This window comes from Thalassotalea coralli (genome assembly GCF_055786205.1).
Genome location: NZ_JBVVBK010000010.1, coordinates 20293 through 37553, shown reverse-complemented (window position 1 = coordinate 37553; position 17261 = coordinate 20293). Strand labels below are relative to the sequence as shown.

Here is a 17261-nt window from a genome sequence, read left to right as displayed (position 1 = left end):
CAAGTGCGTCGAAAAACCCACGACATTGCCGTTATTGGCATCGTTCTGTTTGCCTTTTTATCTCAATTTATTCTTGCACCTTGGCTTGCTGAAAGCCGAGTGTCAGATATTCGAAATCTTGCATTAACAAAGCACAATCAAGATGCCATGCTTATTTGTACTGGCACATCAATGCGTTGGGCATCGCAACAAATATTCATGGAAACAGGTAAATTGCAGTTTATCGATCCTCCAATGGAAGTCCCTAACAATACCGCTGAAGTAGAATGTTCGAATAGCTTTTTAGTTAAACTATCAAGCGATCTTATGCTGAATTCAGCGTTGCACTTACCAAACTGGCAAAAGTATTTAGCAACAGTTCAAACCTTAGCACAACGTCCTTACACAGCTTTTCCCTATCAAACAAGCTTATCTAGAGCTCCCCCTCTCGTTTAATTTTTCTTTTTATCGTAATAGCTTAGCGAGAAGTACGCTCTCGCTACTGTTGACATAATTACAAAAATTAAATTAAGAGAGTTAAATGAAACAAGGTATTTTTGCGTTGAACGCGGTTGCGTTCGCGTGTGCAATGGCATCTGTGCCAGCAAAAGCAGAAGTTAATGGCGATTCAGCAGAGATAGAAACCATTACAATCTTAGGAAAAAGTAATGTTAAAGACGCTGAAATTGCAGGAGTTAATGTAAAAGAGCTACCAATAAACATTCATGTTGTTGGCCAAGATGAAATGGAGCGAATTCGCTTTGTCGATGCCAACGAATTTCTCGATAGAATTCCTGGCGAAACCCAAGTTAGAAACTTGAGAATTCCTGATGGCGGCAAAGGATATACCATACCTATGGTGGACGGCATTCCATTAGAAAACCCTTATGAAGGTGCAACTCAGCGCTTAGATCGAATAAATACTTTCGATATTTCTCAAGTACAAGTGATAAAAGGCCCAAGCTCTGCCCTTTATGGCAACAACGCATTTGGTGGTGTCGTTAATGTCATCACTAAAGATGCTCCTGAAAAACAAACGTCTCAAGTGTTAGTAGAAGCTGGTAATTTTGGTAGAAGTCGTTTAGGGGTGAGTACCGGTGGTATGGCAAACTCCGTTGGTTATTTCATCGATGTGAATAGTCGCCGACTAGACGGCATGCGCGACGAAGGTAAAAACGACCGAGATCAAGCAAGCGCTAAGTTAATTTTTAATGTTAACAATGACATTCGTATTATCACACGTGCTGAGTATTTAGATGAACAAATGGTAGTACGCGGTGATTTAACAGAAGAACAAATTAAAGAAGATAAACACCAAGCAGGTAGCTTAAGTTCTTCGGAAGACCTTCAACAATCGACCCTAGCGATTAAATTTGAGCAAAACTTTACTTCAGGCCTTGCCGAGTTAAGTCTTGTTAGACGCGAGAAAGACACTATTGGCGCATCAAGATTTAGAGGGCCGCAAGATGAAAACGATTTAGGCTACAGTCTAAAAGCAAGTTATCGACACGAATTTAGTGATTTTCATCTACTTGGTGGTTACGAGCTTTACGATGGCGAACAAGACACAAAGCGCTATGGCCGTGACGATATCAATTTAGAAGGCACATTCACAAAGTTTCAAAACGAACTAAGTATTGATGCCTACTTTCTGCAGTATCATCATGAACTAACCGCTGATTTAACCCTAACGGCAGGTGCTCGTTACGAAGATATCGAATTATCCTCTAGCCTGTATAACGACAACGCCAGCTTTTCTGACTTGGCGCCTAAAGTTGGCATCAGTTATCAATTGAATGACAGCCATTTATTCTGGGCGTCAGTTTCTGAAGGCTTTTACGCCCCTGATTTAAGTGACTTGTACGATCCTGAAGAAGGTAATCCAGACCTTAAGCCAGAAGAAATGACCAACGTAGAAATAGGAATTCGCGGGCAATTTGGACACTGGTATTACGATACATCCATTTACGACAGTAAAATCGAAAACTACTTAGTCACTCAAGAGTTAATTAATGATCAAGGTCATGAATACGAACAAGTAACTAACGCTGGTTTAGTTAGCTTAAAAGGTGTTGAAACCGTGATTGAATATGCACCGGAAAACAGTGGCTGGCGTTTAGGCTTTACCCACACCTTTAACCGCAATACTTACGATAGTTTTGTCCAAAGTACCCCTGGTGCTAGCGATGATTTATCAGGGAAAGTGATGCGAAGAGCACCTAAACACCATTTCAACGGCCGCATAGCATGGGCAGCTACTGACAATTTTACTGTAGAGTTTGAAGCCGATGTTTACAGCCATTACTACGCAGATCACGCAAACAGTGACGAAAGCAAATTCACCAGAGATCCTAGATATCACATACGTATGGATTACGTTTACAACGATTGGAAGTTTTGGCTTCACTGTTTAAATCTTACAGACACAATAGAAGATAGAGCCACGTTTAGCCGAGGAAAAATGAAATATAGAACCGTCGATGGTCGCACATTCTATATGGGTGCCACATACCAATTCTAAGGTGATAACAATGAAAAAAAATACAGGGTTAAATCAATGGCTGTGGAAGTGGCATGTAATAGCAGGGTTGCTTACCTTACCCATTATGTTACTACTGACCATTACAGGGGTGATTTACTTATTTAAAGACGATGTAAATCAATATGTCTACCGTGACGCCATGTATGTAACACCGCAAAGTACGGCTAAACTCAGCTTAGAGCAGCAGTTACACGTTGCAAAAGGCTACAGCAATTCAGCGATTAGTGGATTAGTCGTACCACAAGCAGAACACGAAGCGACTAGCTTTAGACTTGCGACAAAAGGTAGAGCGCGCAATTACGTTTACGTCGATCCTTACCAAGGTGAAGTAACAGGTACATTTGAGCAAAAACAAACGCTCATGTACGACGTGAGAAAACTTCATGGAGAATTGCTACTGAACAAACCTGGTACAATCATCGTTGAATTAGTGGCGAGTTGGTTTATCGTGTTGATCTTAACAGGACTTTACATCTGGTGGCCAAAGGACGGCTTTAATGTAAAAGGACTGTTTGGCGTTCGGTTCTCAAATGGTACTCGTATTATGTGGCGAGACATCCACGCGGTATTTGGCTTTTGGCTATCAGTATTTTTGTTGATTATTCTCGCGGGTGGCATGCCTTGGACCGATGTATTTGGCAATCAGCTAAAATGGGTGCAACAGCAAACCAATTCTGGTTACCCTACCCATTGGAATTCAAATAAGGGATTATCCTCAACGGTTAATAATACGTCAAAGCCGTTAAAACGCTTAACAATAGACGAAGTGCTTTCATTACCAGCAGTTAATTCCCTTGATGGTAAGTTAACAATCAAGCTACCTAAGGGAAATAAAGGTGTGTACTCGGTTTCAAACCGTTCCCTATATTTACAAGATCAACAAGTAATTCATCTTGATCAATACACTGGGGCTATTATCAAGCAACATACATGGGATGATGTCGGTGTGTTAATGGACTTAAGACAAGTGTTTATGCGTTTGCATCAAGGCGAATATGGTAAAGCGAATTGGTACGTGTTGATTGCAGTTGCTTTACTGTTTTTCATTAGTACACTTGCTAGTATCGTTTCATATTTAAAGCGTAAACCAGCAAACGATTGGGCTATTCCTAAAGTACCAGCTCGTTTTCAAGCAGACAAAGTACTCATCGGAATAATAGTCGTCCTTGGTGTTGTGTTTCCAATGTTTGGTATCTCTGCCATGCTAATTATGCTCGGCAGTTCATTTAAAAAGCTTTCCTGGAAAAGAACTAATTATCAAGAACAAAGTGAACGAGAAAGAAGCAGTGCTTAACGAATAAGCCATATACCTCAAAAAGAAAAGCGGACTTGTCCACTCGTAACATAAGTCCGCTTTTCTTATTCGATTAAGTGATTATTTATCCATATGAATCACGGTGCGAATACTTGCTCCTTCATGCATCAAATCAAATGCTTGATTGATTTGTTCTAAGCTCATGGTGTGAGTGATGAATTCTTGGAGCCCAAATTCGCCCGCCATATACCTTTCAACAATTTGTGGAAGTTCTGATCGGCCTTTAACGCCCCCAAAAGCACTACCGCGCCATACTCTTCCAGTAACGAGTTGAAATGGACGTGTTGATATTTCTTGTCCTGCACCGGCAACACCAATAATTACAGATTCTCCCCATCCTTTGTGGCAACACTCCAATGCTTGACGCATCACATTTACATTCCCTATACACTCGAACGAATAGTCAACTCCACCGTCGGTCATTTTAACGATAACGTCTTGTATTGGCTCTTTAAATTCTTGAGGGTTTATTACGTCTGTTGCTCCCAGCTGCTTTGCTAAGTCGAACTTACTTTCATTGATATCTATGCCGATAATTCTGCTAGCCCCAGCCATTTTTGCGCCAATTATCGCTGAAAGACCTATTCCACCTAAACCAAAAATTGCAACAGAATCGCCTCGTTCAACCTTAGCTGTGTTAAGAACAGCTCCCATTCCAGTAGTAACACCGCATCCTAGTAAACAAACCTCTTCTAGAGGTGCTTCTTTATTTACTTTGGCAAGAGATATTTCAGGTAATACCGTGTATTCAGAAAAGGTAGAACACCCCATGTAGTGGTAAATTGGCTTACCATCTTTGTAAAAACGAGTTGTTCCATCTGGCATGACGCCTTTACCTTGAGTTTCTCGAACGGCCTGACACAGATTAGTTTTTCCTGATTTACAGAACTTACATTCACCACATTCAGCCGTATACAAAGGAATGACATGATCGCCAACTTGAACGCTAGTTACTCCTTCGCCAACCATCTCAACGATACCACCGCCTTCATGCCCTAAAATAGCAGGAAAAATCCCTTCAGGATCATCACCAGACAAGGTAAATGCATCTGTATGACATACCCCAGTCGCGACAATGCGCACTAGAACTTCGCCCTTTTTTGGAAGTTGCACATCAACTTCTTCTAGCTTTAATGGTTCGCCAGCGGCCCAGGCAACCGCCGCTTTAGATTTGATATATTCTTGTCCAGGAGTAATTTCTAATGCCATTTTTCTTCCTCTTTTAAATCAATAATCAAATTATATATATTTACATTAAAGAGATAATCACCATAATTAGAAAATCATTATTACAAATACGTAAAAATAAGTGAGATTAAAATGGCAAACTGGGAAGGTATTTCAGAATTTGTAGCTGTAGCCGAATGCGATAGTTTTACGTTAGCTGCGGAGAAATTATCTACTTCAGTTGCACAGGTTAGTCGACGAGTTGCAGCACTAGAAAAGCGTTTATCCGTGAAACTATTCAATAGAACAACCAGAAAAATAACACTTACCGAAGCAGGCCTTTTGTATTTTCAGGATTGTCGGGTATTAGTAGAAGGCTTAAAGCAAGCAGAATTGTCTGTGACTCAAATGCAATCAACACCACAAGGCCTTATAAGGATAACTGCACCAACAACATACGGTGAACAACGAATTGCTCCTCTTATTAACGAGTTCCTGTCACTACATCCAAAAGTAGACATAGATTTTATTCTTACTAACCAAAAACTTGATCTTATTGAAGCTGGCATCGATGTCGCGATACGACTAGGAGCACTTGAAGACTCTAGACTCATAGCAAAGCGCTTAGCAAACCGTCAGCTATACGTATGTGCAAGTCCTAAATATATAACTAATAACGGCACTCCCGTGTCATTAAGTTGCTTAAAACAGCATCAATGTTTAGTAGGCTCGCTTAATTTTTGGCGATTCGAAGAAGAAAAGCGTGAAAAATCCCTCAATATAGACGGTCGGCTAAAGTGCAACAGCGGGCCGGTATTACTAGATGCCGCACTTAAAGGGTTAGGTATTGTACAGCTCCCTGATTTTTATGTGAAAAAGCACTTGGATTCGGGCGCTTTAATCGAATTGCTTCCAGATCTTCGTATAAATAAAGACGGTGTTTGGGCTCTTTTTCCAGAAAATCGACATCTATCCGCTAAAGTTCGTTTGATCATCGACTATTTAGGAGACAAACTAAGCTCCTGAATACCAATGACTGAATTTTAGCTACTCAAAATCAAAGCTCTCCTTTCAATCTATGAAGATAACTAATCATTCAATGAATTAATATCAATTTTATTCATAAAAGGTTCCAAGTATAAATATCGCATGACTTATTCAAGCGAATTTAAGCTCTTTATTACTGACCAGTTTGACTCCGGTAACTCTGAGAAAGTTAACAAAGAAATAGGATACCCGATCACATGAATACAGATTTTACTTTTAGCATCAATAACATCTGTTTGGATGAAAATTATCAACCATCAGACAATACCCGAATTACCACGAATTTTGCCAATTTGGCACGTGGTAAAAGTCGCCAGCAAAACTTACGCAATGCACTGACCATGATAGACAATAGCTTTAATGCTCTAGCCCATTGGGATAACCCAACAGGCAATCGCTATCGTGTGGAACTTGAGATAATCTCGGTTGATATCGATGTCGCAGGCGACGGTCAGGCTTTTCCCTCAATTGAAATTTTAAAAACGAATATTGTCGATAGCAAAACCAACGAGCGAATTGAAGGCATTGTTGGCAACAACTTTTCTTCTTATGTACGTGATTATGATTTCAGTATCTTGCTACTTGATCACAATAAAGATCAGCCCAAGTTTAGTATTCCAGAAAATTTTGGTGAACTGCACGGAAAGCTCTTTCAACACTTCGTTAAATCGAGTGCCTATAAACAGCATTTTAAAAAGCTACCAGTGATCTGCTTGAGCGTCTCTGATAACAAAACCTATTACAGAACAGACAATCAACACCCTGTTTTAGGAATCGAGTACAAACCGAATGAATCTTCATTAACTGAACAATACTTCAAAAAAATGGGGCTACAAGTGCGTTATTTTATGCCACCGAACAGTGTAGCGCCTTTAGCTTTCTATTTTTTTGGCGACCTACTTAACGACTACACCAATCTTGAGCTGATAAGCACCATAAGCACGATGGAAACGTTCCAGAAGATCTACCGCCCTGAAATTTATAATGCTAATGCCGTAGCAGGTAACTGTTATCAGCCTAATTTGAAAAATCAGGATCATTCGCTAACGCAGATCGTTTACGACCGTGAAGAGCGCAGTAAGTTAGCAATCAAACAAGGAAAGTTTGCAGAAGAGCATTTTATTAAGCCCTACCAAACGGTGCTAGAAAAGTTTCAATCTAACCACATCCTGCAAAACCGCGTTGTTTAACGACGCCTTGTTTAATTTTGCATTAGAAAGAGAAGACTGATGAATACATTGTTACCTACTTCAACTGCGGGAAGCTTACCCAAACCTTCTTGGCTCGCTAAACCGGAAACTTTATGGTCACCTTGGAAGCTTCAAGGAGACGAATTAGCTACCGGTAAACAAGATGCCTTAAAGCTATCACTGCACGAACAAGAAACTGCTGGTATTGATATTGTTAGTGACGGTGAACAAAGCCGTCAGCACTTTGTAACGACATTTATTGAACATTTAAACGGTGTGGATTTTGAAAAACGTCAAACCGTTAGAATTCGCGATAGATACGAAGCCAATGTTCCTAGTGTCGTTGGCCCTGTTTCTCGTCAAAAACCTGTGTTCGTTGACGACGCCAAGTTTTTACGCCAGCAGACTAACAAACCAATAAAGTGGGCGCTACCAGGGCCAATGACCATGATCGATACCTTGTATGATGGACACTACAAGAGTCGTGAAAAGCTAGCATGGGAATTTGCCAAAATACTTAACCAAGAAGCGAAAGAATTAGAAGCCGCTGGCGTTGACATTATTCAATTTGACGAACCAGCCTTTAACGTTTTCTTTGAAGAAGTAAATGACTGGGGAATTGCTTGCTTAGAGCGTGCCATTGAAGGGCTAAACTGTGAAACCGTGGTACATATTTGTTATGGCTATGGCATAAAAGCAAATACTGACTGGAAGAAAACGCTAGGCTCTGAATGGCGCCAGTACGAAGAAGTATTTCCGAAATTACGGGATTCAACCATAGATATTATTTCACTTGAATGCCATAACTCTCACGTTCCAATCGAGTTACTCGAGCTAGTACGAGGTAAAAAAATAATGGTCGGGGCTATCGACGTTGCAACTAACACGATAGAAACACCAGAAGAAGTTGCTAACACACTAAGAAAAGCACTTAACTATGTTGACGCTGATAAGCTCTACCCTTGCACCAATTGTGGAATGGCACCTTTAGCAAGAGACGTTGCTAGAGCTAAGCTTGACGCCTTAGCTGCTGGAACAGAGATAGTGAGAAATGAATTAATAGCAAGGAATAAGCTATCGGCTTAAACCAATTCAATATGGTTAAACACTAAGTTTTCGGTTTGTTATTTTACTTTGACTTACAAGCCGAAAACTAATTCTGTAAATAACGGCTGCTTAGATAAACACTTGTCCTAACATGCGCAGGCCAGTCAGTAACAACACAATAGCAAAGAGTTTTTTGAGTTTAATGGCATCTAGTTTAGCCGCGAAACCTGCGCCGACTGGTGCAAACAAAACAGTTAGCGGAACAATACAAATAAAACCAATGAAATTAACTAAACCAAATGTTCCTGTTGGCGCGTCTTGTGGCGTTACGCCAAGAACTAGCATAGTTAATGCGCCTGGTAAGGAAATGATTAGGCCAATAGCTGCTGCTGTTCCTACTGCTTTATGGGCAGGGTAATTGAACATGGTTAATAAAGGTACAGAAAGCGTACCACCGCCAATACCAACCATAGAGCTAAAGAATCCAATAGAAGTTCCCATCACCGTTTGTCCTGCGGTTTCTGGTAGCTCGTTAAATGCAGGAGACTTTCTTGTTCTTAGTAACATATTAAGTGCTGAAAGAGTTGCAATGACACCAAATAAAACCGTTAGCCAGGTGCCGTCTATTCGAGTCACCAACGAGCTGCCAATCAAGACCCCTGTTAAAATAAAGGCAGCCCAGTTTTTAAGTAACTCTAGATCGACATTACCTTTATTATGGTGTGAACGAATCGAGCTAATCGACGTAGGAATAATAGTAGCAAGCGATGTAGCCGTTGCGATAACCATCGCTGATTCAGCAGATACACCAAAACTCTGGAACAAGAAAAATAGTACAGGAACAATTACAATGCCTCCGCCTACACCGAATAAACCCGCTAATATGCCAGCAAAAACGCCTGTAGCTGACAAGGCAAGAAAAGTAACAAGGTTAGTAGAGAAAAATTCAATTACATTCATAGCTAATCACTTCTATTTTTAACAACCAACTAACAGTAAGTTTGCTAGTTTGAACTAAAGAGAATTTTACTTAGACTATTCCCATGAACAAAAGTGATATAATTTCATCATTCAATGAACAGTGTTCATATAAAAACATGACTGGAGCATCAAGATGTTAGAAAGGATTCATTTAGAAATTCTAACGGCAATTAAAGAACATGGCACACTCACAAAAGCAGCAAGTGCATTGCACTTGTCTCAATCAGCATTAAGCCACTGTATTAAAAAACTTGAGGGGCAAGTCGCTACGCCGATATGGAAAAAAGATGGTAGAAATTTACGGCTTACTGCCGCCGGCGAACGTATATTGAATTTGGCAGGTAGAGTACTACCGCAGTTTACAAGTACTGAGTTGCAACTAAAACAGATTGCCAAAGGTGAAATGGGCTCATTGCGGATTGGGATGGAATGCCACCCTTGTTATCAATGGTTATTGAGAGTCATTCAGCCTTATTTAGAACATTGGCCTGACATCGATATTGACGTAAAGCAAGAGTTTCAATTTGGTGCATTGGGTGCCCTACTCAGCTATGAAATTGATGTGTTGATCACGCCTGATCCATTGTTTAAGCCTAAAATCGAATACATCCCAGTATTTGACTATGAACATAGGCTAGTTGTTGCAAAAAACCATCCATTGGCAAAACAAGAAAACGTAACGCCTAATCAGTTAAACAGCGAAGTGCTGTTTACCTATCCTGTAGAGCCACAACGACTAGATATTTTTAGTCAATTTCTAACGCCCGCAAAATGCTCGGTGAAGAAACATAAAATTATTGAGACAACAGAAATCATGCTACAAATGGTTGCCGCCGGCAGAGGCGTTTGTGCTTTGCCTGGATGGTTAATTGACGAATATAGCAAGTCGATGCCTATTAAGAGTCTAAGGTTTGGAGAGCAAGGTATAGCGAAACAGATTTTTATAGGTATTCGAAAAAACGAACAAGGTGTCGATTACCTTAACGACTTTATTTCTCAAGCCAAAAAAACTGCGTAAAGCAATTACCTTCATTTTACCTCATACTTAAGGTGGCCTTTTCATTCGATTAGGTCATCGAATACCGCAACCCCATTGATAGCTATAAAAAATTTAACTTATTGCTAAGAATTAATTCTCAGCTCGATTTAATCCATCCATTTAAGTTTCATAAAACATTAGTCATTCCACTCTTTACAAAATAGTTCAACTGTTCTATTTTATAAAAAAGTACAGTTGAACTATTTTTTAATTAGGGATTAAAAATGAAATTTAGTTATTTTGGTCACAAGAAAAAAAGCTTTAGTTTAGTGGCATTAAGTCAAATGATTACCGCTACATTAAGCACAATGGCACCGCGGTTAAGTACCTATTTAGGTAAGAAGATTTTAATGAGGCCTCACGCGCAAAGGGATTACTCTTTAGCACATATCGAACCTGAAAAATCGTTGAATTTATTGACTTCCATGGGCATTGTTCACGTCAACTTATTCGGTCAAAGTGACAAAGTTGTCATTGTTAGTCATGGTTGGGCAGACAATAGTGAATCGTTCCAACATATGATTTCATCGCTAACAAGCCAAGGTTATTGTGTTGCTGCGGTTGATCATATAGGCCATGGTAAATCATCTGGTAAAACGTCTCACCTACTCAGCTTTATCGAAACATTAGAGCTACTTATCAATCACTTTAATGAAAGACGAGCGCATGTTTCAGCTATTATCGGTCACTCAATGGGGGCCGTCGCAACGTTAAATTTACCGACTTACTTATTAACGGATAAAAAGATTATTTTAATTTCTTCACCTATCAAGTTTTTTGAGTTGATGTTTGAAAAAGTAGAGCGCGTTGGTATTGCCAAGAAAATGCTAATTCAAGTTCTAGAAAGTATTAGCAAGCAATACGGTAAAACTTGGCGGCAATTAGGGTTAGAAAATCATCGCGACAAACTTAATCTAGATCTTACTTTTATACACGACAAAGAAGACAGATATGCGCCTTTTTCTGATCTTGAAAATTTTCTAAATCAAGATCAAACGCCTTTACTTGCTACAGAAGGACTTGGTCATAGAAGAATTTTAGGTGATACTAGCGTTATTGAAAATATTACTCAGGTTTTATCGCGTTAATGAATAAAGGTGAGCGTACTCGTCTCGAAATTTTAAAACAAAGTATTATTTACAGCAGTCAATATGGCCTAGCTGACATTACCATAGGAACCATATCTAAGCTCTGTAATATGTCGAGGACAGGCGTTATCTCTCATTTCGACAACAAAGAAGCAATGCAAATCGCTATATTAGAATATGGCGAACAACTTTTTACTAAAAGCGTCATTGAAACTGCATGGCGCGAAGATCCCCTCGATCATGTCATCGCATTACTTGATAACTGGGCGGATTGGACCAGTGCCATGTTTAAAGAGCACCAAGTTAGCTGCCCTTTTGTTAAGGCGGTCGTCGAATTTCAAAACCGCCCCCCTTCAAAAGTACGTAGCTTTACTATTGATCAACAAAACCGATTAATCGATTATTTAGCACATAGAATTAATCGCTGTGTTGAGAAAAACAAACTGAGCAGCAAGGTGGAAAGTGTTGCGATTGCTTATGAGCTTTATAGCTTATATTTAGGCCACGCAATTGCACAACATACCGCCCCATTACAATCGTCTCAAACCATGTTTAAAGACAGTGTTCTGAGATTACTAAGACAATATCAAGTTTAGGTTTAGGTTTAGGTTTAGGTTTAAATCTAGATTTAACTTTAAACAAAAAAGCGAACCCGAGTGTTCGCTTTTTTCATTGAGTTGTTTATTCAGAGAGGTTTTACTCATTCAACCGCGCTAGAAATGGAAATATGCTACCTAATAACTGTTGATGTACTTGTTTTCTACTGACACCTTCACGATCTTCACACAAAGGAACCCCATTCGCTTTATGCTGGTGGCTGCATTCATCTAAAAACACAAAGTGACCTTCATTGTTATTTAAACTCACTAAGCTAGACTTCGGCATATTATTAGCGTAGTAAGCCGCGTGGTGTTCAAATGGTAAAAAGTCATTATTCTTTGCACCAACAACCAGCGCTGGAATAGAAACATTTTTTAAACTTGATTTGGTCGCTGCCGGGCCAATCGCAGGATCTAGCATTACAACAGCTTTAATTCGATCGTCTTTAAAAGAAGCTTCATAATCTGGCGAAGTTTTTAGCACACTTAATTTTGTCTCATCAACATAAGCACAGCCTTGATCTGCAGCAGATTTATCGGAATCACAATATGCTCCCATTTGCTCTAAGCTCAACGTAACCCCAGCTAAAGAAGCTGCAGTCTGTCCGCCAGAGGAATGACCGATAAAAACAACACTTTGCCAATTTACCTCTCTATTAAAAGGATTATTTTGGGCCAATGAGTCCAATGCGAAAGAACTATCCTGTGCACGCTGCCAAAGTTTAATAACCGCTGATGGATCTGAGTTTTCCGGTCCATACGCCCATGACTCGCCAAAATGGTTTAAGCCTACGACTATCCACCCTTGAGCCGCTAAAGGATAAGCCAACCAGTTATAGTCTCTAGCTGATCCCATTGCACCATGAGAGAGTAAAACGATTTTGTCACCTTTTACCTGTTTATTTAGACACATTTTACTCTTGGCTTGATCAACACAATCACCAGATTTATACCAAAGGTTTAACATTATTGGGCGCTGTTTATGGTGATTAAACAAGGTCACTGAATTAGTCATAAGCGCTGGTTTTGACTGCGATTGCTGATTCGATCCCTCACCAGCTACAAGTGAACTGCTTGCCACTAACAAAGAACAGGTAAATAATGCCTTTATTAACACGCTCATTTTTTTTATTTTCATCAACATAACAATTCCGATGTGTTTTCAATACTTAGTGACATTATGCCGCCACTAAAAAACTAAAACTTTGCAGAAAGTGCGGTTTTCACTATTTCTTTACTCTAATTCAGTTTTAACTCGATAACGGTATATATAAATGCGTGAGCAACTTTTCGGGCGCAGTTGTATTTGCGTCGTTGACATAGTGCTGCACAATGGAGCAATCATTAAGTTCATAATTGTTTGGGATAACCCAATTAGCATAGATACTTAAAATAGTTTGCCACATTGTATTGTAAGGGCCTTTATGATCGAACCGTGCCCATCGTCCTTTTTGCCAAACGTAATCTGACAATTGCTGTTGTTGTGGTTTGTCTTCATTGCGTTCTGTAATTACGCCAGCAAAAAAACGACTTTGCGCTTGGTCTCCACGCCAAGGACTATCAATAGAGACACCAATGAGTTTTTGCGTTTTAAAATCAAAACCATCTGAAAGCAACAACCCTTGGGCAACTTGCTGATATAGTCGCTGAGCGAGTTTAAAAAAACTTTGATTTTCAAAGCCATTTCCATAAAGCCCTACAATTTTCTGCTCAGGAAGATCGATAATTTCTGGTTTTAGCTGTATTTGCTCAATACATTTCTTTAACTTTGGCAAAACAAATTTGGGCGCCACGCCTCGCTTCACTTTACCTGGCTCTACATTAAAGACTTTATTAAATGCACGTGAAAAGGCCGCATGAGATTCATAACCAACACTTAATGCGGCATCGATTACCGACATATTTTCCATCGCTAATAAGTGGTAGGCATATTCCATTCGCCTTCTTTGAATAAACTCACCTAACTTTAAGCCCGTCGCCGCAAAAAATAGTCGATTTAAATGGTACTTAGAAACAGCGACCTCTTGTGCTAATAATTCCAACGAAATAGTTTCAGCTAAGTGCTGATGTACATAGTCCCCTATTTGATTGATCAGCTCTGCGTATTTATTTGCGATATTCTTCTCCTTATCGTTCCATTTTCGCTATATCGTGATACCCAATTCTCGTTCATCAAAAGGATGAATTTATTAACCAATAATTTAGACAACTTATTGTTAAGAAAGAAAAGGTTAGCTAACGATAACATACATTTTCTAACTGATAGTACTTTTCTAAATACCTAATGAACAACGATTCACTTGAAAGGCCGTCGAGAATAGACATAATGGTATACAATATCTATAACCCTTGGATTGATATGAAAAAACTTATACTAATTCTGATATCGCTAACCCTAGTAGCATGTCAAAGCACCGCACCAAAACAAGTTTCAGCCCCTGTACCGTTAAAGCAATTTTTGCAGCAACAATCTGCTGTTAAAGTGGTAAAACCATTGGAAGTAGATGGCTTTAAAGAAGCCTATGAACTTCGCTTTATTCAACCATTAGATCACAAAGATAAAAGTAAAGGCACTTTTGAACAACGCGTTCACGTTATGCACAGAGACGCAAATGCTCCGACGCATATTTGGATTTCAGGTTATCAAACCTATTACCCAATGAACACCAACGGCAAAGAGATGGCTGACATTCTTAACAGTAATTTAGTCGTTGTCGAATATCGTTTTTATGGCAAATCTCTGCCTGAAGATGGCAAAGTGCCATACGAATTTCTAGATAACACTCAAGGCGCCACTGACCACCATAAGGTAATCGAGACCTTCAAACAGTATTATCAAAACAAATGGGTAAGCTCAGGGTTTAGTAAAGGCGGAGAGTCAGCTTTAATCCACCTTTCAATGTTTCCAGACGATGTTGATGCCGTGGTCACTTATGACGCGCCTATTATTCATGGCCGCGAAGATCCAAGAACTGATGCGTTTTTATATGCTCATGGTACTAAAGAGTGTCGTACGCGTTTATTTGACTACCAACGCATCGCACTAGAAAACCGTAAACCTATGCTAGAAAAAGTTGAAGCTTATGCAAAAGATAAGAAGCTCAATTTCAGCTGGTTAGGCTATGGCGGAGCTTTAGAGTATGCCGTATTAGAGCACACTTTTACCTTTTGGCAACGCGGTCATAAGTGTGAAGAAGTGCCACAACGAGGTGATAGCGTTGACGCAATTTTCAAGCACCTAGTTGATACCTCTGGTTTATGGTTTTACTCCGACGAGGGCATTCATGCAACAAGACAGTCCTACTACCAACACATGCGAGAGTTGGGTTACTACGGCTTTCCAACAGAACGTTTAAGTGATTTATTAGTTGATGCCAAGGACGCAAGTAATTTACATTTAGCCCCTAAAGGCGTGGACTTAACTTATAATCCTGAATTTATGTGGAATGTCCATAAATGGTTAGACAAAAACGGAAATAATATTATTTACCTCTATGGTGAAAATGACACTTGGAAAGCGGCAGCAGTTGAGCCTACGAAAAACACAAACGCCATTCGCATAGATCAAAAAAATGGCTCACACTGGACCCATGTAAAGAACCTATCAAAAGAACAAAAACAGTTATTCTATGACACGTTAGATAAGTGGTTAGGCTATAAGGTTAATCGCCTTTAATCTTCAATTAAAATTCTGAATAACTAAAAAAAGAGGTGAGTTTAAACTCACCTCTTTTTAACTGTCACGTTAAACAATAAAACTAATGTTCAACGCAAAAACATGTGATTAGCCTCGCCCTCGCCTAAGCAGACTCGCCGACTTTTGAATTTGGTTGGCGTCGCGATGCCCAAACAGCAAACACACCACCAGAAAAAAACATTAATAACGAGTAAATAGTTGGCCCAATAGACATAGTGGAGTTTTCTAATATTGTTAATGCAATCATTAAAGCAGAAGTGCCATTTTGCAACCCTACCTCAAGACAAATACTCACCGCTTGCTTGTGCTCCAATACGAAAGCTTTTGCCAATAAAAAGCCTAGTACCATACAAATAACATTTAACAGTACTGTTATTGTTCCTACCGACTCTAGAAATTCAGGTAACTGTTGCCAATTTTTAGCTATCAGAGATAAAACGATAAGTAATAAAAAGCATACAGAAAACACACGTAACGGTTTTTCTAATCGAATTGCTAAGGACTCTCGCCAGTGGCGAATCAACATACCAATGCAAATAGGTAAAATAGTGATCACACAAAGCTGAATAATTGTCTTTAACACCGGCATAGTAATCGCCTGACCTTCACCTAAAATAAATGTGCTACTTGCATTAAAAACGATTGGAATAGTAAAAGGAGCAATTAAGCTCACGATAGCAGTTAGAGATACCGATAGTGCCACATCCCCTTTTGCAATATAAGTAAATAAATTAGAAGTAGTACCGCCAGGACAAAGGGCGAGAATCATAACCCCCATCGCTAGCTCTGGCTCAATCGTAAATACTGAAATCAACGCAAGAGCAACAATTGGTAATAGCAACATTTGGCTCGAAATACCAACCAACATTGCTTTAGGACGAGAAAAGACCATTTTGAAATCATCTTTCGTTAATCCAAGTCCTAACCCCAACATGATAAAAAACAACGCCAGCGGCAGGACTACTGTCGATAAAATACTCGATTCCATGGTTATTTCCCTTTAGCGATAAACTCACTTGTCATTAGAATAATTTTTATTAAAGCCGCTTATGTATAACATAAGTTTTGAGGCATTTAACAAATTTTAATTCTATTCAGTTACGCTTTTTGTCATGCATTGAAAAACTTGCCCTTATCAATTTTGTTGATCAAAACGAATAACAACTGCGTATTGCCAGGTGTAAGCACAACGAATTAACGACAGAGGTACAAAGTGCCTCACCATTGAGGTTTTCGGCTAAAGATGAAGTTATTGCTCGCGGATTTAAAAGACAAGAAAATTGATAAACTCATTATCAACTCGTTAGAACAAGCACTGTATCAAGCATTAGTCATGATTGACGGCGTTGAACACCACGTATGGCTCAATAATGAAAAAACACTTACAACACGAAACCTCACAAAAATGCGAGAACAATTCGAAAACCTTAACATTAAAGAGATTGTTCTTCGCCAAGAAAGTCCTTACGATGAAATGGTAGGCCAACCACCTAAACAAATAAATAATCGTTTAGAGGTTCCGCTAAATAAAAACCCTTACAGTATTCCAAAGCATTTACATTAATTTTAT

The 17261-nt window shown here is 39.4% G+C and carries 16 protein-coding genes; 11 read left to right on the top strand and 5 right to left on the bottom strand.

Features of this window, described 5'->3' with window-relative positions; translation table 11 throughout:
- Window positions 1-3 precede the first annotated feature (3 nt).
- From ACOB80_RS19760 to ACOB80_RS19750, 3 genes are all read left to right on the top strand, one after another.
- Entirely contained in the window at window positions 4-435 is a 432-nt protein-coding gene (locus ACOB80_RS19760; protein ID WP_473167602.1) for a hypothetical protein, read from the top strand.
- Between the two features lie 85 nt (window positions 436-520).
- Window positions 521-2500, top strand: coding sequence for a TonB-dependent receptor family protein (locus tag ACOB80_RS19755; protein ID WP_473167601.1), 1980 nt, complete (start codon window positions 521-523; stop codon window positions 2498-2500).
- A 10-nt stretch (window positions 2501-2510) separates the two neighbouring features.
- Entirely contained in the window at window positions 2511-3815 is a 1305-nt protein-coding gene (locus ACOB80_RS19750) for a PepSY-associated TM helix domain-containing protein (protein WP_473167600.1), read from the top strand.
- An 81-nt stretch (window positions 3816-3896) separates the two neighbouring features.
- Here ACOB80_RS19750 and ACOB80_RS19745 read toward each other — a convergent pair whose 3' ends face one another.
- Window positions 3897-5045, bottom strand: coding sequence for an S-(hydroxymethyl)glutathione dehydrogenase/class III alcohol dehydrogenase (locus ACOB80_RS19745; RefSeq protein WP_473167599.1), 1149 nt, complete (start codon window positions 5043-5045; stop codon window positions 3897-3899).
- Window positions 5046-5156: 111 nt separating this feature from the next.
- Between ACOB80_RS19745 and ACOB80_RS19740 the strand changes: the two genes are divergently transcribed.
- The 3 genes from ACOB80_RS19740 (at window position 5157) to ACOB80_RS19730 (ending at window position 8326) form a co-directional block, all read left to right on the top strand.
- Window positions 5157-6029 (top strand): LysR family transcriptional regulator, encoded by an 873-nt coding sequence (locus ACOB80_RS19740; RefSeq protein WP_473167598.1) that lies wholly within the window; start codon window positions 5157-5159, stop codon window positions 6027-6029.
- Window positions 6030-6247: 218 nt separating this feature from the next.
- Complete coding sequence (locus ACOB80_RS19735; protein ID WP_473167597.1) at window positions 6248-7240, top strand: DUF1852 domain-containing protein; 993 nt, start codon at window positions 6248-6250, stop codon at window positions 7238-7240.
- A 39-nt stretch (window positions 7241-7279) separates the two neighbouring features.
- The gene (locus ACOB80_RS19730; RefSeq protein WP_473167596.1) at window positions 7280-8326 is read left to right on the top strand and encodes a methionine synthase; all 1047 of its coding nucleotides are present in this window, start codon (window positions 7280-7282) and stop codon (window positions 8324-8326) included.
- A 90-nt stretch (window positions 8327-8416) separates the two neighbouring features.
- Here the strand turns inward: ACOB80_RS19730 and ACOB80_RS19725 are convergent, their stop codons facing one another.
- Window positions 8417-9247 carry a sulfite exporter TauE/SafE family protein gene (locus tag ACOB80_RS19725; RefSeq protein ID WP_473167595.1) on the bottom strand — a complete coding sequence of 277 codons (831 nt, stop codon included), beginning with the start codon at window positions 9245-9247 and terminating at the stop codon, window positions 8417-8419.
- A gap of 154 nt (window positions 9248-9401) precedes the next feature.
- On the opposite strand from ACOB80_RS19725, the gene ACOB80_RS19720 reads away from it, so the two are divergent.
- The 3 genes from ACOB80_RS19720 to ACOB80_RS19710 all read left to right on the top strand — a co-directional run bounded on the left by ACOB80_RS19720 (window position 9402) and on the right by ACOB80_RS19710 (window position 11991).
- Window positions 9402-10286, top strand: a complete 885-nt coding sequence (locus tag ACOB80_RS19720) for a LysR family transcriptional regulator (RefSeq protein WP_473167594.1) — start codon at window positions 9402-9404, stop codon at window positions 10284-10286.
- Between the two features lie 245 nt (window positions 10287-10531).
- The gene (locus ACOB80_RS19715; RefSeq protein WP_473167593.1) at window positions 10532-11395 is read left to right on the top strand and encodes an alpha/beta hydrolase; all 864 of its coding nucleotides are present in this window, start codon (window positions 10532-10534) and stop codon (window positions 11393-11395) included.
- Window positions 11395-11991 (top strand): TetR/AcrR family transcriptional regulator, encoded by a 597-nt coding sequence (locus ACOB80_RS19710; protein WP_473167592.1) that lies wholly within the window; start codon window positions 11395-11397, stop codon window positions 11989-11991. Before ACOB80_RS19715 ends, ACOB80_RS19710 begins: the two co-directional genes overlap by 1 nt.
- 100 nt (window positions 11992-12091) lie before the next feature.
- On the opposite strand, the gene ACOB80_RS19705 is transcribed toward ACOB80_RS19710, so the two are convergent.
- Together ACOB80_RS19705 and ACOB80_RS19700 are read right to left on the bottom strand one after the other, a co-directional pair.
- Entirely contained in the window at window positions 12092-13132 is a 1041-nt protein-coding gene (locus tag ACOB80_RS19705; RefSeq protein ID WP_473167591.1) for an alpha/beta hydrolase family protein, read from the bottom strand.
- 112 nt (window positions 13133-13244) lie between these two features.
- Entirely contained in the window at window positions 13245-14036 is a 792-nt protein-coding gene (locus tag ACOB80_RS19700) for an AraC family transcriptional regulator (protein ID WP_473167590.1), read from the bottom strand.
- Window positions 14037-14353: 317 nt separating this feature from the next.
- Between ACOB80_RS19700 and ACOB80_RS19695 the strand changes: the two genes are divergently transcribed.
- On the top strand, window positions 14354-15670 hold the full coding sequence (locus tag ACOB80_RS19695) for a S28 family serine protease (RefSeq protein WP_473167589.1): 1317 nt from the start codon (window positions 14354-14356) through the stop codon (window positions 15668-15670).
- 124 nt (window positions 15671-15794) lie between these two features.
- Here the strand turns inward: ACOB80_RS19695 and ACOB80_RS19690 are convergent, their stop codons facing one another.
- Window positions 15795-16679, bottom strand: a complete 885-nt coding sequence (locus tag ACOB80_RS19690; RefSeq protein ID WP_473167588.1) for a bile acid:sodium symporter family protein — start codon at window positions 16677-16679, stop codon at window positions 15795-15797.
- A gap of 255 nt (window positions 16680-16934) precedes the next feature.
- Between ACOB80_RS19690 and ACOB80_RS19685 the strand changes: the two genes are divergently transcribed.
- Window positions 16935-17255, top strand: coding sequence for a DUF6482 family protein (locus tag ACOB80_RS19685; protein ID WP_473167587.1), 321 nt, complete (start codon window positions 16935-16937; stop codon window positions 17253-17255).
- Window positions 17256-17261: the final 6 nt, after the last annotated feature.